The organism is Actinomyces sp. Z5 (genome assembly GCF_003287795.1).
Lineage (GTDB): Bacteria > Actinomycetota > Actinomycetes > Actinomycetales > Actinomycetaceae > Actinomyces > Actinomyces glycerinitolerans.
This window is the reverse complement of record NZ_QMIN01000083.1, coordinates 7375-32831: the sequence shown is the minus strand read 5'-3', so window position 1 is coordinate 32831 and position 25457 is coordinate 7375. Positions and strand designations below refer to the sequence as shown.

19 protein-coding genes are annotated in these 25457 nt (G+C 67.4%); 7 read left to right on the top strand and 12 right to left on the bottom strand.

The genetic code is table 11. The features are described from left to right. Nucleotides 1-519: 519 nt before the first annotated feature. Nucleotides 520-1179 carry a phosphate signaling complex protein PhoU gene (gene phoU / locus DRB06_RS12125; protein WP_073328844.1) on the bottom strand — a complete coding sequence of 220 codons (660 nt, stop codon included), beginning with the start codon at nt 1177-1179 and terminating at the stop codon, nt 520-522. A 67-nt stretch (nt 1180-1246) separates the two neighbouring features. On the opposite strand from phoU, the gene DRB06_RS12120 reads away from it, so the two are divergent. From DRB06_RS12120 to DRB06_RS12100, 5 genes are all read left to right on the top strand, one after another. After that, on the top strand, nt 1247-2509 hold the full coding sequence (locus DRB06_RS12120) for a cell wall metabolism sensor histidine kinase WalK (protein WP_244671567.1): 1263 nt from the start codon (nt 1247-1249) through the stop codon (nt 2507-2509). Next, on the top strand, nt 2506-3210 hold the full coding sequence (locus DRB06_RS12115; RefSeq protein ID WP_073328850.1) for a response regulator transcription factor: 705 nt from the start codon (nt 2506-2508) through the stop codon (nt 3208-3210). Before DRB06_RS12120 ends, DRB06_RS12115 begins: the two co-directional genes overlap by 4 nt. A 91-nt stretch (nt 3211-3301) precedes the next feature. Next, nucleotides 3302-3796: a CarD family transcriptional regulator gene (locus DRB06_RS12110; protein WP_073328853.1), complete on the top strand. Its 495-nt coding sequence runs from the start codon at nt 3302-3304 to the stop codon at nt 3794-3796. 96 nt (nt 3797-3892) lie between these two features. Next, complete coding sequence (gene ispD, locus DRB06_RS12105; RefSeq protein ID WP_111820079.1) at nt 3893-4645, top strand: 2-C-methyl-D-erythritol 4-phosphate cytidylyltransferase; 753 nt, start codon at nt 3893-3895, stop codon at nt 4643-4645. A 10-nt stretch (nt 4646-4655) separates the two neighbouring features. Beyond that, the gene (locus DRB06_RS12100; protein WP_111820078.1) at nt 4656-6131 is read left to right on the top strand and encodes an MFS transporter; all 1476 of its coding nucleotides are present in this window, start codon (nt 4656-4658) and stop codon (nt 6129-6131) included. Between the two features lie 79 nt (nt 6132-6210). On the opposite strand, the gene DRB06_RS12095 is transcribed toward DRB06_RS12100, so the two are convergent. The 11 genes from DRB06_RS12095 to DRB06_RS12040 all read right to left on the bottom strand — a co-directional run bounded on the left by DRB06_RS12095 (nt 6211) and on the right by DRB06_RS12040 (nt 23116). Then, nucleotides 6211-6648, bottom strand: coding sequence for an organic hydroperoxide resistance protein (locus tag DRB06_RS12095; RefSeq protein WP_181575267.1), 438 nt, complete (start codon nt 6646-6648; stop codon nt 6211-6213). A 137-nt stretch (nt 6649-6785) separates the two neighbouring features. Continuing rightward, a complete protein-coding gene (locus tag DRB06_RS12090; protein ID WP_111820077.1) occupies nt 6786-7262 on the bottom strand; it encodes a DUF2218 domain-containing protein in 477 nt (158 codons plus the stop codon). 98 nt (nt 7263-7360) lie between these two features. After that, nucleotides 7361-9445 carry a hypothetical protein gene (locus DRB06_RS12085; RefSeq protein ID WP_146750883.1) on the bottom strand — a complete coding sequence of 695 codons (2085 nt, stop codon included), beginning with the start codon at nt 9443-9445 and terminating at the stop codon, nt 7361-7363. 179 nt (nt 9446-9624) lie between these two features. Next, a complete protein-coding gene (locus DRB06_RS12080; protein WP_111820075.1) occupies nt 9625-11550 on the bottom strand; it encodes a hypothetical protein in 1926 nt (641 codons plus the stop codon). 83 nt (nt 11551-11633) lie between these two features. Beyond that, entirely contained in the window at nt 11634-13805 is a 2172-nt protein-coding gene (locus tag DRB06_RS12075) for a hypothetical protein (protein ID WP_111820074.1), read from the bottom strand. Between the two features lie 62 nt (nt 13806-13867). Beyond that, nucleotides 13868-15427: a hypothetical protein gene (locus DRB06_RS12070; RefSeq protein WP_111820073.1), complete on the bottom strand. Its 1560-nt coding sequence runs from the start codon at nt 15425-15427 to the stop codon at nt 13868-13870. Next, nucleotides 15393-16928, bottom strand: a complete 1536-nt coding sequence (locus tag DRB06_RS12065; RefSeq protein ID WP_146750882.1) for a hypothetical protein — start codon at nt 16926-16928, stop codon at nt 15393-15395. Before DRB06_RS12065 ends, DRB06_RS12070 begins: the two co-directional genes overlap by 35 nt. An 81-nt stretch (nt 16929-17009) precedes the next feature. Next, on the bottom strand, nt 17010-18977 hold the full coding sequence (locus DRB06_RS12055) for a YrdB family protein (protein WP_111820070.1): 1968 nt from the start codon (nt 18975-18977) through the stop codon (nt 17010-17012). Nucleotides 18978-19058: 81 nt separating this feature from the next. Then, nucleotides 19059-21011, bottom strand: a complete 1953-nt coding sequence (locus tag DRB06_RS12050; RefSeq protein ID WP_146750881.1) for a YrdB family protein — start codon at nt 21009-21011, stop codon at nt 19059-19061. A 143-nt stretch (nt 21012-21154) separates the two neighbouring features. Continuing rightward, nucleotides 21155-22156 (bottom strand): sugar phosphate isomerase/epimerase, encoded by a 1002-nt coding sequence (locus tag DRB06_RS12045; protein ID WP_073328889.1) that lies wholly within the window; start codon nt 22154-22156, stop codon nt 21155-21157. A 168-nt stretch (nt 22157-22324) separates the two neighbouring features. Beyond that, nucleotides 22325-23116 carry a sugar phosphate isomerase/epimerase gene (locus DRB06_RS12040; RefSeq protein ID WP_073328891.1) on the bottom strand — a complete coding sequence of 264 codons (792 nt, stop codon included), beginning with the start codon at nt 23114-23116 and terminating at the stop codon, nt 22325-22327. Nucleotides 23117-23296: 180 nt separating this feature from the next. Here DRB06_RS12040 and DRB06_RS12035 point away from each other — a divergent pair, with 180 nt between their 5' ends. Continuing rightward, nucleotides 23297-24565, top strand: a complete 1269-nt coding sequence (locus tag DRB06_RS12035) for an ATP-binding protein (RefSeq protein WP_108968759.1) — start codon at nt 23297-23299, stop codon at nt 24563-24565. Nucleotides 24566-25139: 574 nt separating this feature from the next. Beyond that, nucleotides 25140-25391, top strand: a complete 252-nt coding sequence (locus DRB06_RS16970; protein ID WP_159097713.1) for a transposase — start codon at nt 25140-25142, stop codon at nt 25389-25391. The last annotated feature ends 66 nt before the right edge of the window (nt 25392-25457 follow it).

The following is a 25457-nucleotide window of genomic DNA, read 5'->3' as shown; positions in this document are numbered from 1 at the left end:
GTGCTTTTGCACGACCCTGGGCGACACTGCACGACCTTGGTGTGTGTTGCACGACCACCCCGGGGTCGTGAAACACACACCAAGGTCGTGGAACGCGGCCCGGGGTCGTGCAGTACATACATAGGGGCGGGATGAGTATCACCGCCACCCCGCACGTAACGGGCCCCATGTGGTTCGGCGCCGATGAGCGTCCGGAGTACGCCTCGCCGGTTACGGACCGGGCGTGCCTGGTATGAGGTGAGGCCGAGCAGAGCGCGGAAGTCGGGCAGGTGGTTCGCTTTTCACCGTCGGCTGCCTGCGGCGGTGCGGCCGGACTTCTTCATCGGGGTATGGCAGATCGGGCATGGCCCTGCGCGGGGGCCGCGGTCTTACCCACGAGTGTCGAGCACCGCCCCGGAATCACCCGCCAGGCCATATTCACCCCAGTTTTCCCGCACCACAGCAGCCAAAACCCCGATCGTCGACACCACACCCACGCCGATAACTCACCACCCCAGCCCTTGAGCGGAAAGGCATATTTCAGGACTCGCTGGGACTGGGCGGGGTGATACCCGAGACGAGGTAAGCCATGCGGCGGGCCACCGACGTGGAGTGATCACCGAAGCGCTCCAGGAAGCGCCCCATGAGCACCGCGTCGACCACCTGCTGGCGGGTCAATTCGTTTTCCGGGTCGAGGATCATCTGGAAGGACTTCCGGTGCAGCGCGTCCAGCTCGGCGTCGCGCTCCTGGATCTGCGCGGCCAGCTGCAGGTCCTGGGTCTGAATCAGACGACTGACATCATGACCGGCGCGCACGGCGGCGTCGGCCATCTGCACCATCAGCCCGAAAACCGGCTCGGGCACCGCGGGCAGCGGGTAGCGGCCGCGTGCGATCGCGGCGACGTGGCGGGCAAGGTCACCCTGCCGCTCCAGGGTCTGCGCCATGCGCAGGGCGGAGATGACGTTGCGCAGATCCCGGTCCACGGGCTGCTGGCGGGCCAGCAGCATTACGCACATGTCATCGATGTCGCGCTGGAGGTCGTTGATGCGCTCGTCGGCGTCGATGACCTGCTCGGCCACCACGATGTCGCCACTGCGCAGCGACTCCGCGGCGCGCTCGATGGCCGTGGCGACCTGTTCCGCCATGGACGCCAGATCGGTTCCCAGCTGCTTGAGCTCCTGGTTGAAGATGTCGCGCACGGCTGCCTCCCACGTGTCGGCGCTCGGGGCTCGCGAACGGCCCGCCCACCCCTCTACCCTAGGGGGCGTGGGAACCGTTTGGCTGATCATCGCCGTTGCCGTGGCCGGTGTCGCCGCGGGCGCGGCGGCAGGACTCGCGCTCGGGCACGCCACGCGCGACGCACAGGGCAACGGGATCACCTCCGGCTCGACCCTTGAGCGGGACGGCTTGATCCCGGTGCTGGCCGCGCTCAGCTCCACCGTGGTCCTGCTCGACGACGACGGCGAGGTCCTGCGCGCCTCGGCCGCTGCCTACACCTACAACCTGGTGCGCGACGACGAGGTCTGCGAGCCGCAGGTCGCCCAGATGGTCGAGCGCGTGCGCTCCTCCGGTCAGGCCGAGGAGGCCGAGATCACGGTGGCCCGCGGTCGCCTGCCCGGCGCGGGCAACTTTCACCTGCAGGTGCGCGTCGCCGGAATCGGGCGGGGCCGCGTGCTGGTGCTCATCGAGGACCGCACCGCCGCACGGCGCGTGGAGGAGATGCGGCGCGACTTCGTGGTCAACGCCTCCCACGAACTCAAGACCCCCGTCGGCGCCATCTCTCTGCTGGCCGAAACCGTGCGCGAGAACGCCGACGATCCCACGCTCGTCGTCGACTACGCCGCGCGCATGGGCCGCGAGTCGCACCGCCTGGAACTGCTGGTGGGGGACATTATCGAGCTGTCCCGCCTGCAGGACGGTGACGCCCTGGTCGAGCCCGAGGACGTGAGCCTGGATGACGTCGTCGTCGACGCCCTGGACCGCGTGCGGGTGGAGGCCGAGGCGAAGGAGGTCGCCCTGGTCGCGGGCGGTGCCGAGAACCTCCACGTCCTGGGTGACGCCTCCCTGCTGGTTACGGCCGTCAGCAACCTGCTGGACAACGCCATCCGCTACTCCGACCCGCGCACCCGCGTCAGCGTGGGGCTGAGCGTGGACGCCCACGACCCGGAGCTGGTGCGCATCGCCGTCGTCGACCAGGGGATCGGCATCCCCAAGCAGGCGCAGGAGCGCGTCTTCGAACGCTTCTACCGGGTGGACAAGGCGCGCTCGCGGGCCACCGGCGGCACCGGGCTGGGCCTGTCGATCGTCAAGCATGTGGCCGCCGACCACGGCGGCACGGTGGAGCTGTGGTCGGCGCCCGGGCGCGGCAGCACCTTCACCCTGGTGCTGCCCCGCCACCGCACCGAGGCGGACCGGCCCGGGCCGGACCCCGAGGCGGTCCAGGCGGTGGCCAGCGGGGCCGCCGGCGCCTCGTTCGCCGCCATCGCCGCCATCTCCGACGAGCCTGCCCGGGGGAAGGAGCAGTCGTGACCCGCATCCTGCTGGTGGAGGACGAGGAGAACTACCGCGAGCCACTGGCGCTGAACCTGCGCCGCGACGGCTTCGAGGTGGTTGAGGCGCAGGACGGCGCCGCCGCCATGGAGCGCTTTGAGCGCGCGGGGGCGCCCGGCGGCAGCGGGCCCATCGACCTGGTTCTGCTGGACCTGATGCTGCCGCGCATGTCCGGGGCGGAGGTGTGCCGCCGTATCCGCCGCAGCTCGCGTGTGCCGGTCATCATGCTCACCGCCCGGGATGCGGAGATGGACAAGATCGCCGGACTGGAACTCGGCGCCGACGACTACATCACCAAGCCATACTCCTACCGGGAACTCGTGGCCCGCGTGCACGCGGTGCTGCGCCGCACCGCGGACGATGCACCCGAGGAGCCGGTGCTGACGGCGGGGCGGGTCGCCATGGACGTGGGCCGCCACGAGGTGCGCGTGGATGGGCAGGTGGTGCCCATGCCCAAGCGCGAGTTCGAACTGCTGGAACTGTTCCTGCGCCACCCCGACCGGGTGCTGACCCGCGCCCAGATCATTGAGCGCCTGTGGGGCGCCAACTACGTCGGGGACACCAAGACGCTGGATGTGCACGTCAAGCGGATTCGCGCCAAGATCGAGGCGGACCCCAGCTCCCCGACGCTGCTTACCACCGTGCGCGGCGTGGGCTATCGGCTGGTCGCTGCCGACTGACCCCGGGCTCGTGTGAGCTAGCTCCCCGATCTTCCGGCGTTATTTCCTGATAAAATGGAGTCCCGCGACAAATTCTGGAGTGACCTCACACATGACATTTGAAGTCGGCGAGACCGTCGTCTACCCCCACCACGGAGCCGCCCGGATCATTGACATCCGCCAGCGCAAGGTCAGGGGCGAGGAGAAGACCTACCTGCAGCTCGAGGTCGCTCAGGGCGACCTGACCATTCTGGTCCCGGCCGAAAGCGTCGACCTCATCGGCGTGCGCGACGTCGTCGACGAGTCCGGACTCGAGCGCGTCTTCGAGGTGCTGCGGGCGCCGCTGACGGAGGAACCCACCAACTGGTCGCGGCGCTTCAAGGCCAACCAGGAGAAGATCGCCTCCGGAGACGTCATCAAGGTCGCCGAGGTGGTGCGCGACCTGTCCCGTCGGGACACCGACCGCGGTCTGTCCGCCGGGGAGAAGCGCATGCTGGCCAAGGCCCGGCAGATCCTCGTCTCCGAGCTCGCGCTCGCGCAGAAGACCCCCGAGGAAGAGGCCGAGAACACGCTCGACGAGGTGCTCGCCTCGGGCACGGCCGCCTGAAGGCATCCACCCCCGGTTCGTGTTGTCTTGACACTCGTCGCGGCCTGAAACCCGGCTGCGGCCACGCGGTCCCGCGACACTGGTAAGGTCCCGCGCATGTCGGATAAGACCGCTGGGATCGCCGTCGCCGTACTCACCGCCGCCGGCTCCGGCACCAGGCTCGGCGCCCGGGGGCCCAAGGCGCTGGTGGAGGTTGGCGGCGAGTCCCTGCTGCACCGGGCCGCCCGCGGCCTGCTCGCCTCCGGCGTCATCGACCACATCACCATCACCGCTCCCGGCCCCGAGATCGACCGTTTCACCGCGGAGGTTGTCGACCTTGCGGGTGAAGGGGCTGTCGCCGTGGTTGCCGGCTCGCCGGACTCCCGACAGGCCTCGGTCGCCCTGGGACTGGACGCCGCGCTGAAGGCGCGCCCCGAGGCTGAAGTGGTGTTGGTGCACGACGCCGCGCGCGCCCTGACCCCGCCCGACCTGATCCGGCGCATCGTCGCCGCCGTGCGCGCGGGGCACGAGGCCGTCGTCCCCGGGCTGCCCGTGGTCGACACCGTTAAGGAGGTGACCGACGCGGGGGAGCGGGTGGAGCGAGTGGTGGGCACCCCGGACCGGGCACGGCTGCGGGCGATCCAGACCCCGCAGGGCTTCGCCCGCGCCACTCTCGAGGCCGCGCACCAGCTGGGGGCGCTCCGCGCCGCCGATGAGGCCCACGCCGCCAGGGACGACGCCGCCCTTGTGGAAGCGATGGGCGGCCGGGTCGTCGTCGTCGCCGGGGACCCGCTCGCCCTGAAGGTGACTACGCCACTGGACCTGGCCTTGGCCGACGTACTCGCCCGCCGGGAGGGCATTCGGTCTTAGGCTCTAGGCCATGAGGCCACATATTCCTGGACGGGATGCCGAATTCACCCCGGTCGGCGCGGCGGACGGTGAGCGCGCCGCGTCTGCGCGCGGCAAGCTGCTGACCTGGCCGGTCCTCGCCTGGGGGTTGTGGGACTGGGGCTCGGCGGCCTTCAACGCGGTGATCACCACCTTCGTCTTCTCGGTCTACCTCACCAGTTCAGCGTTTGGTGATCCCGCCGCCAACGAGTCGGCCCTCTCGGTGGGTCTGGTCATCGCGGGGGCGTGTATCGCCCTGCTCGCGCCCGTCGCCGGGCAGCGCGCCGATCGTTCCGGCAGCACCGTGTTTTGGCTGGGGGCGTACACGGCGATCGTGGTCGCCGTCAGCGCGGCCATGTACTTCGTGCTGCCCGAGCCCGGCTATCTGTGGCTGGGCATCACGCTACTCGGGGTCGGCAACGTGTTCTTCGAGCTGGCCTCCGTCAATTACAACGGGCTGCTGTCCCGCCTGGCCACGCAGGACCGGGTGGGCGCCGTCTCCGGGCTCGGCTGGGGCATGGGGTACCTCGGCGGCATTGTGCTGCTGCTGATCCTGTACGTCGGTTTCATCAACCCGGAGGTCGGCTGGTTCGGGGTGACGGACGAGAACCGCATGGATATCCGTGTTTCCATGCTGGTGTCTGCCGGCTGGTTCGGTCTGTGCGCGATCCCCGTGCTGGTCACCCAGTCCGGCAAGCACGCCTGGCGGCGGTGGGCCGCGATCGAGGCCGCCGGTGGGGACGAGCGCGCCCTGGCCGGGTTGGAGAGCGAGCCTGTGGATCCGGTTGAGGCGCCGACGCGGATCATGCGCCACGAGCCCCTGGCCGCCTCCTACAAGCACCTGTGGCGCACGCTCGTGGGACTGTATCGCACCCATCCGGAGGTGCTGTGGTTCCTGCTGGCGGCGGCGGTATTCCGCGACGGGCTGGCCGGGGTGTTCACCTACGGCGGGATCATCGCCCAGAACACCTTCGGCTTCACCTCCGGCGAGGTGATCGTCTTCGCCGTTGCCGCCAATGTTGTCGCCGGCGTCGCCACCATTGCCGCCGGGCGGCTGGACGACCTGCTCGGCCCCCGTCGAGTCATCCTGGGCGCGCTGACGGTGCTGGTAGTGGCCGGCCTACTCGTGTTCGTCCTGCACACGGCGGGCGCACGGGTCTTCTGGATACTGGGCCTGGTGCTGTCCGGCTGTGTGGGGCCCGCCCAGTCCGCGGCCCGCTCCTATCTGGCCCGGCTGGCACCGCAGGGGCGTGAGGGCGAGATCTTCGGCCTGTACGCCACGACCGGGCGGGCCGTGTCATTCATGGCGCCCATGATGTACGGCGCATCCATTTGGGTGGGCACGCACGTGGTAGGCGCCGATGCCGGCTACTGGGGCATTCTCGGGATCGTGACGGTGCTCGCCGTCGGCCTGCTGCTCATGCTGCGGGTCCAGGACCCCGCCGGCCACATCACCGTTGGCGAGTAATGGCGCCGTCCTCGTCTTCGCCGAGATCGGTCAAAGTTACGTGCCGAGATCGGTTGATATTGCTCGCCCGCGGCCGGCCTCAGTCGTCGGAGACGGTGATGGTCACCGGGATGTTGCCGCGAGTGGCATTGGAGTAGGGGCACATCTGGTGAGCAGCCTCTGCCAGCGCCTGCGCCGCATCATGGGGCTGCGCGGGAATGACAACCTCCAACTCGACGGCCAGGCCGAAACCGCCCTCGCCGTTGGAGCCGATGGAGACCCGGGCGCCGACGCTGGAGTCACCCAGATCAGCCTTCTGGGACCGGGCGACCGCTTGCAGGGCGGAGTGGAAGCAGGCGGCGTAACCGGCGGCGAACAGCTCCTCCGGGTTGGGCAGGTTCGCACCGGAGCCACCCATCTCCTTCGGCACGGCCAGGTCGGTGTCGATGCGGCCGGTGGTGGAGGCGACGTGGCCGTTGCGGCCGTCACCGGAGGCCAGGGCCTCGATGGTGTAAATGGGGGTGATGGCGTCGGTCATGGTGAACCTTCCTATGCGGTGCGCTTACGTGGCGCTGATGTCTTACCGCGTCGGGCTGGGAGTCGACTGGATGCGGACTCGATGCGCATGTTCGACGGGACAGACGGGATGAAGCATCGAGTATCTCGGAAACTCTGTCAGTTCCGCAGGTCCGGGAAGTCCTCGGCGGCGTCGGACTCGCCCTCGCGGGCCGCGCGAGCCTTGTACTCGGCGCGCAGGCGGTCCAGGTCCTCCTTGGTCAGCGGGCCCTGCGTGGTACCGGCGGAACCGTCCTGGCGCGTCCAGGAGACGACCAAGCCGTCCTCGTAGCCGAAGCGCGCCAGATGCCGACCGGCGACCTCCTCCAGGCGCGGCAGCTCCTGCGCGGAAGCCGACAGGGTCAGGACGAGTACGTCGTCCTCGCAGGCCAGGTCCGCCACGCCGGTCACGGCCCCCTCGCGGTTGAAGGCCAGGTGACCGGTGGACTCGGCCCCATTCCACTCGCCGTCGATCCTGCGGCTCATGTGGCTGACGAGCCGGCGCCCGTAGTCGGCCGGCTTGTCGGTCGCCACGCGGGCCACCGAGCGGGAGTCGAAGTCAGGGGTCTCATTCGCGCTTACTGAACTTGTGGTCATGAGATGAGGCTAGCCTCGCGTATTGAGGTCCGCCTAGCTTTATCGCCCACGGCAAAGTGCCCGGGTTGGTGGCCCATACTGGGAATACGGCAAGTGCCTCAGGCGGGGCGACCCATGGGCGCCGCGGGCCGGTTGCTGAGCCCGACGACGACGGTCTCACTGCTACCGGAGCTCCCGGACCCGGAGGAGACCCGGGCGGAGTCATCCGGGTCTTCGGCCGTGGCCGAGCGTGAGCACGCCAGGGCGATGATGCCGGGCGCCGGCACCAGGTAACCGTCGTCGAGGTAACGCTGGTCGGCCGCGGAGACCGCGGTGTGGCCCTCAATAGCGTCGCGGTCCAGGTGTACGGCGGTGGCGCCGTCCGGGGCGACGATGTCGAAGCCGACGTCGTCCGGCGAAGAAGTGCTTCCGGAGCGCCTGGTCGTGAGGGTGTCGAGGTACCCGCGGCCGGAGGCCCGCTCGGTCAGCGCCTGGACGGTGCCGACCTGCCCGGTAGCGGGATCGAAGACGGCGTCAGTGGAGTCGGCCGAGGAACCGGCTTGGACGCGCAGCGTCCTGGCGGCGTGGTTCTGTACCGGGGCCGCGAGGTCACCCAGGGGTACGACGGATGTGGGCGCGGCGCCGGATAGGGCGTCGAGGTTGACGGCATCCAGGGGATGGGTGGTTGTCTCGGCGGTGTCCTGGCTCTGGTCCGCGAGCTTCTGGTAGACGGTGTCGGGGGCGCGGTAGCGCACGGTCCACCCGTCGACCACGACCGGGCCGCCATGGTGTCCGGCGGGGACGATGCCGTCGACGGTGGTGATGGCGGTGGGGTCATCGTCGGGCGCGAGGGTCAGCTCGCACCATCCCTCCCGGTCGCTCGGGCAGTAGGTGCCCAGGATGAGGGTCGAATGCCCGCCCTGGAAGAACGAGGCGGGCTCCCAGCCGGAGATGGCGCAGCCCCAGTCGTCCTCGCAGACCGGGAGACGTGTCTCCGGCATTGTGGCCAGGAGGGAACCATCCGTCAGCGACAACACGTCGTCGTCGACCATTAGCACGTGGTCGGTGATCTGTAGGCGGTTCTCGGTGCCTGACCAATCAGGATTGGAGTGGTGGTGCATGTGTTCGAAGGCGATGCGCCCGGTGGCGGTGTCGATGCCCACGAGCAGGGTGCGGGTCGGGCCGGCGCCGTAGGCGACGACCAGGTGTGCGCGGTTCGGGCTGAGGGCTGCGTAGCAGGACGCCTCCCGCTGGTCGCCGTCGCAGTCGGCGATCGCAATGGTTGACGCCGCGCGGGTTTGGATCCAATCGGTGTAGCCGCTGTTGGGATCGAGTCCGAGAACGCCGTGGTCGGTGATGACCATGGGGGTGAACGCTCCCGCCACGACGCCTCGGACGGGCTCGGTCTCGTCGAACACCCGCTGCCAAGCGACGTCGTCGTCGATCGTGTCGGGGACCGTCACCGGGCGCACGGCGGTCAGCCACACGGACCGGGCGCGGTCCGGGAAGGACAGGTACGGGACGATGACCGTGGAGGCGGCGATGACCAGCGTGAGAACTGCGGCGGCCAGCGCTGTCGGCGTGGGGCGCAGGTGGCGTCGGAGCGGTCGGGGTGCCGCTGGGTGCCGCTGTCGGGTCAAACGCAGCAGGACGTCGGCGGTGACGGTCAGGGCCAGCCCCGCGGCGGTGATGGTGAGTGGGAACAGCCCCGGATAATCCATGCCGATCTCCCCGGACTGTTGCAGCCACAGTCTGCCGAGGAGGACCGTCACAGCGAATGCCGGCACGATGACCAGGAGCAGCACGAGCAGAGTGACGATCCGGGTGCGGTGATGACGGGGGCGTACGCCGACCAGGTGCGCATAGTACGCCCAGACCAGTAGGGCCACGGGCGTCAGTAGGGCGAGACCGGGGATGAGCACGTCGGCCGCGGCTTCCAGTATGCCGGGGTTGCATGATGCCTGGATCATGGCCCGGGCTGCGGCCACGACGGCGGTGATCGCTCCGCCGGCGCGCAGACCGCGCAGGACCTCGAAGGTGCTCCGGGGCTCGGCGGCGGCTTCACGCATGGACGACGGCGGAGGAGGCGGGAACTCCGGGCCTGGGTCGGGGCGGTTGCCGTAATCGGCGGATCGAGCGCCTGAGGACGTGGGCGGTGCGGGGTCGTCGTCGGTGGAGCCGGCTGATTCGGCGGTGGGGCACATGACCCAAGGATGACAGCTGACGGCGGAGTAGGGGGCGCGGTGCGCGATTCACGACCTTGGGGTGTGTTTCACGACCCCGGGGTGGTCGTGGAACGTACCCCAAGGTCGTACAACGTCCCCAAGGTCGTTCAGAGTGCACTTCGGGTTGGTACAGCCCTCGGCTGACCGTGGGTGAGTTCCTAGCCGAGGCCGACGACCACGGTTTGGTGCTTGCTGGTTCCGTCATTGTCGTCTACGACGGCGCGGTCATAGACCAAGGTCACGACGCCGGGCGCGGGCACGGGGGAGTCGCCGGAGATGATGTCTCCATTGTCGGTGGCGAGATCGGCATAATCCAGGTGCATTGCAACCTTGTTGTCGGCGTTGTGTATGTCAATTCCCGTGTATTCCACGGATATGCTTCCGTCTGGTTGCTCCGATATTTCTTTGGACTCCTCGACGGTGAGCGTGTTTAGATAGCCGGGGCCGTACGCTCGTTCGGTGAGCTCCTGAGTGGTGTTGACCTGCCCGGTGGCGGGATCGAAGACGACCTCGGTCGAAGAAGCGCCCTGCACTGTCAGCGTACAGGAGCCGTTGTTATTGAGGGGTTGAATTAGGTCGCCGAGGGGAATCGGGGCGGTGTTGTCGGCGCCGGACAGGGCGTCGAGGCTGACTGCATCCACGGGACGGCTGTGGCTTGTCCCGAGCTGTTCGCTTATTTCCTGGTTGGCGGCGTCGGGGTCGTGGAGGCGCACGGTCCACCCATTCGCTACGACTGGTCCGTCATTAACCGTGGGCAGGATGCCGTTGACGGTGGTGATGGCGGTGAGGTCGTCGTCGGGGGCTACCGCCATTTCGCACCAGATGCTCTCGGGGCCCATCGGTACTGTGTTGGGGCAGTATGCTCCGAGAATGAGAGTTGAGTGCCCGCCCTGCAAATTGGATGGATCGTGCAGGACAGGAGGTGTGAAGCAAGATGAATGCCCGTCGCAGCTCGGCATGGTGACTTCCGGCAGTGTGGCCAGCTGACTGCCGTCGGCAAGAGAGATAATTTCCGGGCCGGATACGAACACATGGTCGGTGATCTGTCTGCGGTACTGCGCTGGATCCGTATCGGCGGAGGAGTGATGCATGTACTCGAAATTCGCATGCCCGGTGGTGGTATTAATGCCTACGAACAGGGTGCGTCCGAAACTGGCGTGGTAGGCGAGCACCATATGTGCGTGATTGGGGCTCATGGCCGCGTAGCACGTGCCGGAGTCATGGTTGTATCCGCAAAGGCTGAATGTCGATGCCGGGCGGGTGTAGGACCAGGTGGTTTCGCCGGTGTGGGGGTCCAGGCCCTGGGCCCCGTGTTCGGTGATGACGATGGGGCCGGTTGTTCCGGAAACGACGTATCTGAACGAGTCGGACTCATTGGTGTCGAAGGCACGCTGCCACAGAATCTGCTCGCCTAGCGCGTTCGGGACAGACGCGGGGCGGAGACCAGACACCTCGATGGACCGGGCTGTAAAGGTCAGGCCCGGCAGCATGAGTGCGATGGTGGCGACGGCGATGGTGAGGACGGCGACCGCCGTCGTGGTTCGGGTGGGGCGGCGGCGTAGGAGCTGTTTGGAAGGTGTACGACTGCCGCGTTCCAGGTGCAGCAGGAGGCCGGCGGTGACTGTGACGCCGATTCCGGCGGAGACGACGGCGAGTTGGGAGAGCACCGGGTAGGGCAGACCAATGGCCTGGGAGCGCTGCCACCAGTACCTGCCGAGCAGAACTACAGCGATGGTTGAGGGAATCAGTACAAGCAGCGCGGCGAGCAGGAGCGTACGTCGGGGACGGGGACTGTCTGCCGGTTCGACTATGCAGGCGCAAAAGGCCCAGACCGTCGCAGCTGCGAGGAGCAGGATGAAGGAGAGCGAGAGCGGATCCAAGCCGCTGCTGTGTAGGCCTAACATGCCCGGGTTCCGCCAGGCCTGCCACCAGGCCCAGGCTCCTGCTATGACGGTGGCCAGTAGTCCGCCGGCGCGCAGGCCGCGCAGGATGCTGTCGCGCCGGGTTTGGTTCCGGATCCGGTTCCGTCGCGGGGACTGCGAGCCGGGCGTGGTCTCGGAGGGCGGGGCGTCGTCGTTGGCCATGGCAAGAGGGTGGCAGAAGGCTCCATGCCCGGCCATGGGGCGGGCTGCCCACCGAACGCGCCATCCCTTGGCGGTATCCGCCTCTATATCAGACCGCAGACGACGATCTGTTCCTTGGTTGGGTGCTTGGCGCTGTCCACGGCGAGGCGCTCATAGACGAGTGCCACGGTTCCGGGCGCTGGCACGAGGTATCCGTTGCTGACAAGCGGGGTGTCGTTCGCAGTGGCGAAGTCTTCTGGGGAGGCGATTTGGCTGAGGCTCAGATGCAGTACCACCTTTTCGTTCAGGTCGAGGACGTCCAGGCCCGAATGGTCAACGCTCTTCTCCACGACCAGGGTGTCAAGGTAGCCGCGGCCCGTGGCCTGCTCGGTCAGATCCCCGGCGGAGTGCACCTGCTCCGCCATGGGATCGAATACGGCCGAAAGGGCCGGGCGGTAAAAGCGGTAGGCGTACGCTTCCGGATCGCGGATGCCGAGCGTGCTTGCAGCGTTGGGGGGAATAGGGCGGTCCGAGTCTCCCAGCGTTACCGGCTGTGCATCGGCATCGACGCCGGAAAGGGCATCGAGGTTGACTGCTTCAATAGAGTATCCGAGCGAGTCGGTTCCGAATCGAGTGCCAAGACTCTCATGGACGGCTGCGGGATCGCTGTAGCGCACGGTCCAACCATCGGCAATGGCGATCCCGGTGTAATCCCAGTCCTCAAATACAGGAACGATGCCTTCCACAGTCCTGGTCGCTTCGGGGTCGGTGTCCGGGGCCACGGTTATCTCGCACCACGTGGCATATTCGGAACCAATGCCGAGGTCTGAGCAGTTGACTCCAAGAATGAGGGTCGAGTGCCCACCCTGAAGGAAGGGCGAATAGATTCGGGGCGCCTCAGGATCTGAACTGTGCGCATATTTTGGCTGCTGTGCCTCACTCTGATCGCTGCCGGTGTCATGGTCCGGTAGCTCGGCCACGACGCTCCCGTCCGTCAAAGACAGAAGCTTGGTGCCCGCCGTGACGATGTTATCTGTAATCTGGATTGGAACCTCTCTGTCCCGCCAATCCGTGACGGTGCGCTCAAAGGCGACTTCGCCGGTGGTCGTGTTCAACGAGACGAACAGGTCTCCGCCGGCGCCGGCGTAGACGATTACCAGGTGGGTGCGGTCCGGCGACAGTGCCGCGTGGCAGTGCGCCTGCTCTTCTTCGTCGCAGGGCGGATTATTGGAGGCGAGAAGTGTGGTTTTAGCTTCGCGGTGGTAAGACCATGTGGTTTCGCCGGTGCTGGGGTCAAGGCCCTGAGCGCCGTGTTCGGTGATGACAATTGGTCCGACCGAACCCGGGATGACGCCATGGACCCAGTCCTCGTCTTGACGGTCGAAAACGCGTTGCCAAGCGAAATGGTCGCCGAGCGTTTCAGGCACCGGCTGTCCGTCTGTCAGGGGGACTTGGACTGATTGCGACACGTATACTTGGGACGGCGCCATCAGGGCTATGACCGCTATACCGACAGTGAGACTCATGGTGATTGTCGATGCCCGGCCTGTGTGCGGGAGCCTCAGCATGTGACGCCGTTCCTTGTAGGTTCCAGCAGTGGTTGCGTGCAGAAGAACTCCGGCCACCGCGCCGACTCCTAGTCCGGCGACGGCGACGGCGTATTGCCATAGCACCGGATAGGGAAGCCCGATATCTTGCGACTGCTGCCACCACGATCTGCCGAGCAGGTAGGTGCCGGTGCTGGGCAGTGCTCCCAGCAGAATCGTTATGACTGCAATGGATGTGCGCCTCCCACGAGGACTCGTGCGAAGATTTTCCGCCATAGAAACGGCCGCCGCCCAGAAGATCGGGGCGAGAATAGCCAGGATCAGGATGAGGGATATGTCATTGACAGACATCAGCCCGATCAACGACCAGCATGCGGCGACGACAAGCAGCATGCCCAACAACAGTACAGCCAGGATGCTGCGTCCGGGGAACAACCTTCGCTTGCGTTCTGGGAGCATACTCGTCGCTATCCAGATGGCCGAGGCGAGAAGAATCAGGACCGGGATGAGTCTGGCGTCCGGACGCAGCCATTCCGGGAGTTCCGTGTCGACGATGATTCCACGGCGCGCCCAGGCACCGGCAATCCCCGCCATAACGGCGGCCAGTAGTCCGCCGGCGCGCAGGCCGCGCAGGATGCTGTCGCGCCGGGTTTGGTTCCGGGCCCGGTTCCGTCGCGGGGACTGCGATTCGGGCGTGGGCTGGGAGGGCGGGGCGTCGTCGTTGGCCATGGCAAGAGGGTGGCAGGCGGCCCCGCGTCCGACCATGGGGCGGGCTGCCCGCGCCAACCGAGTCAGCGCAGCGCGGTAATTATGAGTTCGTAGGAGGCGTCCCCGGTGCTCTCTACGATCGCGTGTTGATCGACGACGGCGGTCACGCCGGGAGCCCGGAGGATGTAGCCGACCCCGGAGGTCGGGAGCCAATTGACGGCGGCGGGGTAGTCGTTCAGGTGCAGGACGACCTCACCATCCGGGCGCATCACGCTTACGCCTTCGCCTTTTGACCTGTGTACCTGGAGCGTCTCCAACCAGGCGGCTCCGGACGTCTGCCCCGCAAGCTCGGCAGCGGTATACACCCCGTCTGCGGACGGGACGATGAAGGCCTCAACCGCCGCGTCAGGTGCCGCGTCCCCGGCCGACCGCTCCGCCTTTTCGGGCCCGCCCTCGGCTGTGAGCACCCGGTACGGATGCCGAATGCGGTAGGAATGGACCGCACCGACACCGTCCAGCGGCACCGTCTCCGCGGGCTCGGAACCGGAGACAGAGTCCAGATTCACGGCCTCAAGGGGGAGGCCGCGCCCGGCCGCCCCCTCACTGGCGTCGACGTCCTCTCGAGAGCTTTGGGACAGCTCCGCGTAGGCGGCATCGGGGGCGGCATAACGCAGGACCCGCCCCTCGATGACCTCCGGGCCGCCGCTCTCTGCGGGAACGACCCCGGCGACGGTCTGGATGGCAGTGAGATCGTCATCCGGGGCGATTCGCGCCTCGCACCAGGTCGAGTTCTTGTCGTAGTCGTGGTCCGGCCGCCAGCAGGTCAGATCGAGGACGAGCGTCGCATGACCGCCGCGTGAAGGCCCCTCCAACCTCTCGCACAGCTCCACGTCGTCGCGGGGACAGTCATTGGTGAGGCCGACGTCGGTAAGCGCGCTTTCGGGAACCGTGGCAAGCCGGCTCCCGTCCTCGAGTGACACCACCTCCTCTCCCGCCATGAGCGCCCGGTCGGTGACGTGGACGTCAACGTGTCTCCCAGCACTGGTGCGGCTGTCCTCGCCACCGCGGTATGCATACATGTGCTCGAAGGCGACCTCGCCGGTGGTGGTGTCGAGCACGACCAGCAGAACTCCGAGCGGGCCGGCGTCGTAGCCCAAGACAAGTCTGCTTCTATCCGGGGTGAGCACCGCGTAGCACGAGGCGTCGGTATGCGGCTCGGGCACCCCATCACGTTCGCAGGGATTTCCGATTCTGCGGAGTGAGGCGGGGCGGGTATAAGACCAGGTCTGCTCGCCGGTCGCGGGGTCCACGCCCGCGGCGCCATGAGCGGTAACGATGACGGGGCCTGCCGCTCCGGCGGTAACCCCGGTTACGGCGTCGCGGTCGTCGTAGCGGATGACCCGCTGCCAGGCGACCTCCTCACCGAGGGTATCGGGCCTGAGGGCGACGGCGGCGGGCGGCACCCGCACGGACTCCGGTGCGTACATCCTCTGCGGGATGGCCAGCGCTGCGGCGCCGATGGCGAGCGTGAGGACGGTGGCGAGGAACGCCGGTCGGCTGAGGCGCCCGCGGCGCCGGGCACCGTCACCGCGGGCGGGCGCGGAGCCGCTATCCGACGCCGAAGATGACGACTTCGGACTCATCGGTCTTCCCATCCTCTGAAGTGGTGCGGTGACGTTCGACGGCGACGATCACGCCGGGCGCTGGCACCAGGTAGGCGTCGGTGTGCTCGATGCGAGCGTCGTATTCGGTCAGGTGCAGGGCAACGGAGCCGTCGGGGCGAGTGATGTCGAGGTCCCTGCCGGACCGCGTGACGGTCAGCGCATCCAGGTAAACGGCCCCCGTGCCCTGTTCTAAGGCCTGGTCGACGCCCTGTACCTGTCGCGTGGCCGGGTCGAAGACCACCGCGTCGCCGGGTTTCCCGTCCGCGCCTGCCACGGCCAGAGTGCGGGCGCCGTAGTCACGCACGGTCTGCCCCGAGGTGCCCAGCGGCACCGGTGCGGCGTCGTTGGTGCTCACGAGGGCGTCCAGGCTCATGGCCTCCAGAGGAAGGGAGAGCGGGTCCGCGTCGTCGTCGCGCATGGCGGCGTAGGCGGCGTCGACGTCGCTATAGCGGATGACCCAACCGTCGACTACGGGCGGTGTCAGAACGGGGCACACGGAGTCGAGGTTGTCCCCGTCGACGGTGCTCTGCCCCTCGGCGTCGCCCGTGGTCCGGTCGATGGGTACGAAGCCGCCGACTTGTCGCGATGCCGTGGGGTCGTCATCGGGGGCCAGGGTCAACTCGCACCAACTGGTCGCGGTTTGGCCGGGGCTCCAGCAGGTCGAGTCCAGAATGAGGGTGGAGTGCCCGCCCTGGGAGCCGGGCCAAAAGCTCTCGCAGGAGCCGACGTCGGTGCGCAGGCATTGCCGGTCGCCGTCGACGACGGCCGGGTCCGGGGGCAGGGTGGCCAGGACGGAGCCGTCTTCGAGCGAGATCACTTCCCGCTCGGCCATGACCACATGATCGGTGACCTGGATATGCAGGTCAACGGCCCGCTCGCTGACGATCGCGTAGCCGGTCACCTCATGGTCGAACAGCACCTCTCCGGTGCCGGTGTCGAGCCCGACCAGCCGGGTGGCGAAGTTGCTGGTGCTCGAGCTCAGCCCGAGAACCAGGTGGGTGCCGTCCGGACTCAGTACCGCCTGGCCGTGGGCCCGTTCGGCGGAGACGACGCCGTATCCGGTTACCGGCATGGTGCCTTCGGGATCGCGGTAGGACCAGGTGGTCTCACCGGTTTCGGGATCGAGGCCCATCGCGCCGTGGCCGGTGACGACAATGGGTCCAGAGGCCCCGGCCAGCACGCCCTCGACGTGGTAGATCTCGGCGTCGTCATCGTCAATGACGCGTTGCCAGCGCACCTGTTGCCCGAGGGTGTCCGGGATGTCTGCGGCCATGCCTGCGGGGGCGGTGGTGGAGACGGCCGCCGTCGTGGGGGTAGGGGAGGCCGTCGACGGCGTGGACGTCGGGACCGAGTCGGTGCAGCCCGCCAGCATGGGCGATACCAGGCCGATGGCGACGGCGGTAGTCAGAGCTGCTTCACGGATCGCCCGTGCCGGGCGAGGCGGGCGGAGGCGTGTGTCGTCGGCGGGGGAGGTGCGCATGTTCCCAGGGTGGCAGGAGGCGCCGCACCCGGCCATGGGGCGCACTGCCCGTTGGCGGGCCCGGACGCGGCTTTTGCCCGGTCAGCCGACGCCGTAAATCACCGTTCCGTAGCCCGTGGGGGCGGGGTCATTCGTGTCTGTGCGCCAGATGCTGCAGTGGTCGACGATCGCTACTGTTCCGGGAGCCTGTACGAGGTACGGAGCGTACTCGGACTTGTAATCGAGATTCTCCCGCCGATCGGGGTAGTCCACGTGCATGGCGACGGCGTCGTCGGGACGAAGCAGGTCAATTCCGTCGTCCGTGCGTGACCCGGTGGGGTACAGAGAGTCGAGATAGCCAGGACCGGAGGGGCGGGTGTCGACGTCGTCGCGAGTGAAAACTTGCCGAGTAGCAGGGTCGAACCAGGCCTGGACGGTGGCCGGCTCGTCCGGTTCGGCGGCGCCCAGGACGGCAAGGGTGTGTGCGCCCTCGTAGCGTTCGGGGCGGTTCAGGCTACCGAGGGCGACGGGCTCGGCATCATCGACTCCTGCTAGGGCGTCCAGGCTAACGGCCTCCAGAGGGAAACTGAGAGAGGTCGCCTCCTCCATCAGGTTGTGCCGACTCAGTTCCTCATAGGCGGCGTCCGGGTTGGCGTAGCGCACGGTCCACCCGTCCACGACGACAGAGTCGGATTCCCAGCGGTCAGGGTCTGGCGGGACGATTCCGCTGGCCGTGCTCACTGCCGAGGGGTCGCTGTCCGGCGCCACTTCCATTTCGCACCAGGGATAATCGACATAATTCTCTGGATCCTTGTCCGGGCTCCAGCAGGTGATTCCCAGGATGAGGGTCGAGTGCCCGGCACGAGACGGGGGCAGATATCCCCCACACCGGGGAGAATCGTCACGGGGGCATTCGGAGCGATTGCCTAGGTTTAGTCGCGGTGCGCGTTCGTCCGGCAGCGTGCTCAGCAAGCTGCCGTCGGTCAGCGACAGCACCTCCTGCTCGACCACGAGCACGTGATCGGTGACTTGCACGCTGGGGTACCGGTAGACCCAGGGCCTACCGCGGTTCTCTTCAAGTTCAGAGCGATCCTTGTACGCATGCTCGAAGGTGACCTCTCCGGTGCTGGCGTCGAGCACAACGAATTCCGTTTCCAGAGGGTTGTAACCGTAACCCATGACCAGCCGGGTGCGATCCGGGGTTAGGATTGCTTTGCAACTAGCCTCCATGCGTGTGTAGCAATCGCGGCCTATGGAATCTAGGTCGGCGGGGCGGGAGTAGGACCAGGTGGTTTCGCCGGTGTTGGGGTCGAGGCCCATGGCGCCGTGTTTGGTGACGACTATGGGCCCCGCGGCTCCGGCGATCACGCCTGTTATGTCATCGTCGCGGCCGTGCTCAATGACTCGTTGCCAGCGCACCTCAGCGGTCAAGGTTTCGGGGATCGGCGCTGGTTCGGTTGCGGCGACCTGTACTGATGTGGGTGTGTACATCATTGAGGGGATGGTCAACGCGATGACGGCGACGGCGAGAGGCGCCGCAGCGGCGCCGGTCGCGAGACCCGTCGTGTGTGGGTGTTGCTCTGCGCGTGCCGGCGCTTTAGGGGTGTGCGGCCCGGTTCTACGCAGTTGCAGGTCTGAGCCTGCGGCGACCGCGAGTCCGCCGGCGGCGACGGCGAGTTGCGCGAGCACCGGGTAGCTCATCTGGATGTCCTGCGACTCGCGCCACCACGTCCAGCCGAACAGGAGCGAAGCGGCGGTGAAGAGTACTGCGGGTACGAGCGCGCGTACCAGTGCACGACGCCGTTGTATCTGCGACATCGCCGAAGCAATCAGCAACCAGACGCAGCACGCGGCCGCAACCAGGAGAAGTCCGCCACCGAGAGCGGGGTTTCGGGCGTCCTCGGAGAGTCGGAATGCGCCGTTGTAGTGGTTGGCCTGTTGCCAGGCCCAGGCTCCTGCTATGACGGCGGCCAGTAGTCCGCCGGCGCGCAGGCCGCGGAGTATTTCGGTGCTGCGGCGTCGGGGTGGGGTGGCTGTGGCGGCAACGTCGTCGCGGGAGGGAGTGCGCATGTTCCCAGGGTGGCAGGAGGTACCGCACCCGGCCATGGGGCGGACTGCCCGTGGGCGGGCCCGGACGCGGCTTTTGCCAGGTTAGCCGACGCCGTAAATGACGAGTTCGTGTCTATAGCCGTCGCCACTGCTGTCCCGGGCGCTGTGGAGGTCCACGACGGTGATAACTCCGGGGGCCTGGACGATGTATGGGGCGTCATTACTCGTGTAATACGGCTCCTGGGCGGGGTCTTCGGAGTAGTAGTCCAGGTACAGGGCGAGGCGGCCGTCGCTGCGCACCAGGTCTATTCCTTCCTGGGCCTGTGGTGCGGTGAGCCGCAGGTCGTCGAGGTATCCGGGCCCGGTGGGATCAGAGTTGGCGTCGTCGACGTGGTTAACCGTGCGGGTGGCGGGGTCGAAGCGTGCCTGTACGGTTGCCTCCTCCGCTGTGGGGGCGGCTCCGAGTACGGCGAGGGTGCGGGTGCTGCGGTTGTATTCGGGGCGGTTCAGGCTGCCGAGGGCGACCGGATCAACGTCGTCGGTTCCGGCAAGGGTGTCTAGGCTGACGGCTTCGAGGGGGAAGCTGAGAGTGTCCACTTCCTTGGGATCCTGGTGTCGACTCAGCTCGGTGTAGGCGGCGTCTGGGTCCGCGTAGCGCACGGTCCAGCCGCCGACGTATTCCGGTGCCTCCCGAAACGTCGGGACTACGGCGTCGACCAGGGTGAGCGCGGTCGGATCGTCGTCCGGGGCGGTGAGCAACGCGCACCAGCGGTTGCGGTCGTCCTTCGGTTCTATGTTTTCGGGCTGGCTGGGGTTTCCGCAGATGGTGCCGTAAACCAGGGTGGAGTGCCCGCCCTGCGTCGGCCCGGGGTATTTCCAGCAGCGCTTTATGTTTCTATCGCCGCAGTAATGCGGATTCTCGTATTCATAGAATGTGCTGTAGGGAAGAGTTGATTGAATGCTGCCGTCCCTGAGTGATAGGATGTTGCGTCCCGCCCTGAGTACCTGGTCGGTGACCTGGATGTTTGGTCCTAAACGGGCAATGGAATCATAATTGTAGATGTACTCGAAGACGACCTCCCCGGTGGTGGTGTCGAGTACGACCAGAGGTGTGCCAAGCCAGCCGGCGTTGTAGCCGAGCACGAGTCGGCTCCGGTCCGGGCTGATGGCCGCGTAGCACCAGGCATTGCCCTCTTTCCAACAGTAGTCGTCCCCGAATGTCACGAGCTTGCCACCGCGGGTGTAGGACCAGGTGGTCTTCCCGGTGCTCGGGTCGAGGCCGATGGCGCCGTGGTCGGTTATGACGATGGGGCCGGCTGCCCCGGCGATCACACCGCCGATGGGCTGCAGGTCTCCCGCATTAGGAATCTGAATGGTCCGTCGCCAGGTGACGGAATCGCTCAGGGACTCGGGTACCGGCTGGGCCGGGGCGGCGGGTACCTGCACGGACTTGGCCGCGTAGTGCTCGGCGGGCAGGGCTAGAGTCACAGCGCCAACAGCGAGTGTCAGTGCCGTCGCGACGGCGGCCGGCCGGGTGGGGCGGAGTAGACGGATTCGGCGGGAACGGGGCTTTGCGTGGTGGTTGTGTCGGTCGCGGATGAGTATGTCCGCGACCCCTGCGGCGCCGAGGGCGAGTGCTGCGACCGCGAGCTGGGCGAGCGCCGGATAGGACATCTGGATGTCCTGCGACTCGCGCCACCATGTCCAGCCGAATAGGAGCGAAGCGGCGGTGAAGAGTACTGCGGGTACGAGCGCGCGTACCAGTGCACGAGGCTGTTTTGTCTGCGATGTCGTGGGAGCAAGCAGCAACCAGACGCAGCACGTGGCCGCAACCAGGAGAAGTCCGCCACCGAGAGCGGAGTTTCGGGCATTCTCGGAGAGTCGGAATGCGCCGTTGTAGTGGTTGGCCTGTTGCCAGGCCCAGACGCCGACGATCACTGCGATGACCAGGGCGCCGAAGCGCAGACCGCGCAGCATCTCTGTGCTGCGACGCTGGGCCGGGCTGACCGGGGCGGAGGCGGGAGAGGCGTCATCGTCGACGGGGGAAGCATCCACGATCCCAGGGGGCCACAAGGCGCCACGGTCCGGCCATGGGGATACCCGCATGAGACGCCGGTGCCCCACACCTTCCTGCCGGAAGCTGTGGGGCGCCGGTGCGGTGCGTCGGGGAGCTCGATTCTGGGCTCCGCCTTAACGGTTTAGCGGTTGTCGAAGTGGGAGTCGAAGGCGGCGTCGGGCAGGTCGTAGACGTGCTCGCGCGCGAACTTCAGGGCCATGGGGGCGCCGTGCAGGCGGTCCATGCCGGAGTCCTCCCATTCGATCGAGATCGGACCGTCGTAGCCGATCTGGTTCAGCGTGCGGAAGTAGCCGTCCAGGTCGGCCTCGCCCAGGCCGGCGGAGACGAAGGTCCAGCCGCGGTGCGGGTCGTCCCAGGGCAGGTGACTGGACAGGCGGCCGTTGCGCCCGTCGAAGTGGGTCTTGGTGTCCTTGCAGTGGACGTGGTAGATGCGGTCGGCGAAGTCGGTGAGGAAGACGGCCGGGTCGATCTGCTGCCAGATCATGTGGGAGGGGTCCCAGTTGATGCCGAAGGCCTCGCGGTTGCCTATGGCGTCCAGGGTGGCCTTGGTGGTCCAGTAGTCGTAGGCGATCTCGCTGGGGTGGACCTCGAGGGCGAACTTGACCCCCTCGGAGTCGAAGACGTCGATAATCGGGTTCCAGCGGCGGGCGAAGTCCTCGTATCCGTCGGCGATGACCTCGGCGCCCACCGGCGGGTACATGGCCACGTACTTCCAGATCTTGGAGCCGGTGAATCCGGTGACGACCTTGGCGCCGAGCTTGGCGGCCACCTTGGCGGTGAGCTTGAGCTCCTCGGCGGCGCGCTCGCGCACGCCCTCCGCCTCGCCGTCGCCCCAGACGCGATCGGACAGCAGGCCACGGTGGCGGAAGTCGATGGGGTCATCGCAGATGCACTGGCCCGTGGAGTGGTTGGAGATGGCGTACACGCTCAGGTTGTGACGGGCCAGGGTGTCCTTCCACTGCTGACAGTAGGAATCGTCCTCGGCGGCGCGGTAGACGTCCAGGTGGTCGCCGGCCACCGGTACCTCCAGGCCATCGAAGCCCCACTGCTCCGCCAGCGTGCACACCTCCTCGAACGGCAGATCCACCCACTGGCCGGTGAACAGGTTGATGGGACGCGGCATGACAAAGCTCCTTCGCAGACAAACGGCCGTCCGGAGGCTGATGCGGCGGCATCGCCCGATCCGAGCCCCCCGACGAATGCGAAGCTACCGATGCAGGTTCGGCCGCGGACAGGCCCAGATGCCCGCCTTCTGCGCGCATGGTGCAGAAGGCCTAGAGTGAACGCGCCTTCAGGCGTCGTGCTCGCGCAGCCAGGTCAGTGAGGCCGCGATGCCCTCGAAGATGTCGCCCGCATAGTCGTCGAACTCCACCACGCGCAGCGCCTGCGGCGCCGCACGCAGCGAGGCTTCGATGTCTACCGCGCCACGGCCGGCCGGCTGCTGTTGGGCCGTGTACTGCGCCATGACGGCGGTGATCCCCTCAATGCTTTCAGGAAGTCGCGGGGGAGTGGAGGGCAGGACGCCGTCCTTGACGTGGATTGCCCTGACCCGGTCGCCCAGGCGCCGCAGCAGTGCCGGGGCATCCGCACCGCCGAAGGTTGCCCAGAACGTATCCACCTCCAGGGCCACACCCGGCTCAAGCGCATCGGCGAACACCTCCAGCGCATGCTTGCCGCCGATCAGGGTCGCTGTCTCCCAGGCGTGGTTGTGGTAGCCGAGTGTCATCCCCGCCTGTGCTGCAAGTGCTGCCGCCGTATTCGTCTTCTCCGCCAGGCGGGCGACGTCGTCGGCGGTCCGCCAGCGATCCGGTGGCAGGTACGGGTCGATGAGCAGCCGGGTACCGATCTCCGTGGCCGCGGCCAGGACCTGCTCGGGATCCTCGGCCTCGATGATCGAGGCATGCGCGGTTGGTGCGGTTAGGCCAGCGGCGTCCAGGGCGCGGCGCAGCCGCTCCGCCTGCTCGACGAAGGCGAAAGCCTCGACGCGGGTGTAGCCGATCTCGGCGATGCGGGCGAGGGTGCCCTCCAGGTCTGCGGCGAGGGCGTCACGGACGGCGTAGAGCTGGACGCTGGGAACTGACATGGCGGGATCCTCCTTGACCGGTCCCGCCATCCTCGCGCGGGGGAGGGCGCCACAGACAGTGCGGGTGCGCGCGGAACTGCACGCCCCGGGCGGAAGGGTTCCTGCAAATCCCTACCTTCGGGTCCTGCAAATCCCTACCTTCGGCTCCTGCAAATCCCTACCTTCAGCTATGCTGCGGGCATGGATACGGCACAGGAAGTGGGTATTGCCTACCTCCCGCGCGCCGTGGATGCGGCGGTCAGCAAAACCCTCGAGTCCGTCGGTGCCATCGTGTTGGAGGGGCCGCGGGGATGCGGAAAGACCATGACCGGCCTACATCACGCCGGATCGTACGTTCTGCTCGACACCCCCGAGGCGCAGGCCGCTGCCGACGTCGACCCGCGCATATTGCTCGAGGGCGAGACGCCACGGCTGCTCGATGAGTGGCAGACCGTCCCGCAGGTCTGGAACCTTGCTCGCCGGGCAGTCGACTTCTCGAATCAACCTGGGCGTTTCATCCTCACCGGTTCGGCCGTGCCTACCGCCGACTCGGTGAGGCACACCGGAGCGAGCCGATTCATCCGCATCCGTCAGCGCACCATGACCTGGGCGGAGAAGGCCGGTGAACTGACAACGCCGGGTATCGGGCTGCAAGACCTCTTTTCCGGCTCGCAGCCGACACCATCAATGCGCACCACCCCGCTCGCCGATGTAGTCAACAATGTGCTTACTCCGGGCTTCCCGGCCTTGCGCACAGCCGACGCGCAGGTGCGTACCCGTGCGTTGAACGGCTACCTTCAGGACACCGCTACCACGGACCTCGGGAGACTCGCCACGCTGCGCTCTGAGCCCGTCCTCGTAGAACAGATGCTGGTGGCGTTAGCACGATCCACGGCTAGCGAGGTCTCGCAGGCAACGCTGCGCCGAGATATCGCCCGCGTGCTCCCGGCGCCGTCTGAGGCCACCGTCGCGAAACTGCTCGAGTTGCTGCAACGTGTGTTTGTGGTTGAGGCCGTGACGCCGTGGGCGACTGCGCTGCGCTCGAAGGCGAAGCTGCGCCGAAGCAATGCCTACCACCTCGCCGATCCGGCCTTGGCCGCTGCCGCCCTGGGGGCCGACGCCGCGCGCCTGACGCGCGACCTTGAGACGCTCGGCTTCCTGTTCGAGTCCGCCGTTGTCCACGATCTACTCGTTTACGCCGAGGCGGTGGGCGGCCGCGTGCATCGCTACCGTGACTCGAACGGGCATGAGATCGATGCCGTGATTACCATGCCGGACGGTTCGTGGGCCGCGGTGGAGGTCAAGCTCGGGGGAGGTCAGGTTTCCGCCGGGGCAGCGCGGCTTTCGCAGGCGGTGGCGCAGATCGACGCACCGCCGCCGGCGTTCCGGGCCGTCATCACCGGAACCGGATTCACGGCCACGTTGCCTGACGGCACGCTGACCTTCCCGCTGGATGCGCTGCGTCCCTGATCGAATGGCCGTTTGCGCGAACCGGCCGGTCAAGGTATCTCGGAGGCAGTGGTCACGGATGGACACTTCCGGCCGCTGATTCGCTATGGGGCGGTGCCGTCGTAACTCTTGCGACTGCCGCTCTCACTTTCTTGCTGATCGTGCGAAAGCCCGTCTCCGGTGCCTGGCCCGGAAGCGGCGCGGACCGTAGCGTCGTGGGCGTTCGGCGTCGACGGCGTAGGGGCACGTCCGCTCTGGACCGGAGATGACCGGGCTGGCCGGGAGCCGACGCAGACTCCCGGGTACCGGGGTTGAAAGGGCTATTCCCCCGGAACTGTGCGGTCGTCCGCGCTCGCAGTTCCGCGCGCCCGGCCCCGACCGCCTTACTTCCCACATGCAGAAGAAAGGACGGAAACATGACTCTCAAACGTGGAGTGACGCTGTACGCGCTCCAGGACGCCTACGGCCGGGGTGGCCTCGGGCGTGTTGCGTAAGTGGGTGGGGTGGTTGGCGTGGTGTGCGGAACAAGGTGAGGCCTTCGGGGTGTCACGGGTGGTGCGAGACCACACCGTGACACCACCAAAGGCCTCGGCTGTTGCGTATAGACACCTGTGCCCGTCATGATCTGACCGATGCCCGGTGGGGGCTGCTCGAGCCCCTGCTGCTCGCCCCGCCTGCTCGTGGCAGGCCCCGGGTGTATCCGCTGCGGGACATGATCAACGCCGCACGGTGGAGAACCAGGGTCGTGGCGCCCTGGCGCGACATGCCCTCCCGCTACGGGCCGTGGTGGAGGGCCTATGCCCTGTACCGGGGTCTGGCAGACCGCTGGGGTGTGGAAGCGCATTGAGGCCGCACTGTTCGCCCAGGCCGACGCCGAAGGCGGCATGCTGGCCCGGCTGCTGACCCTCCAGTC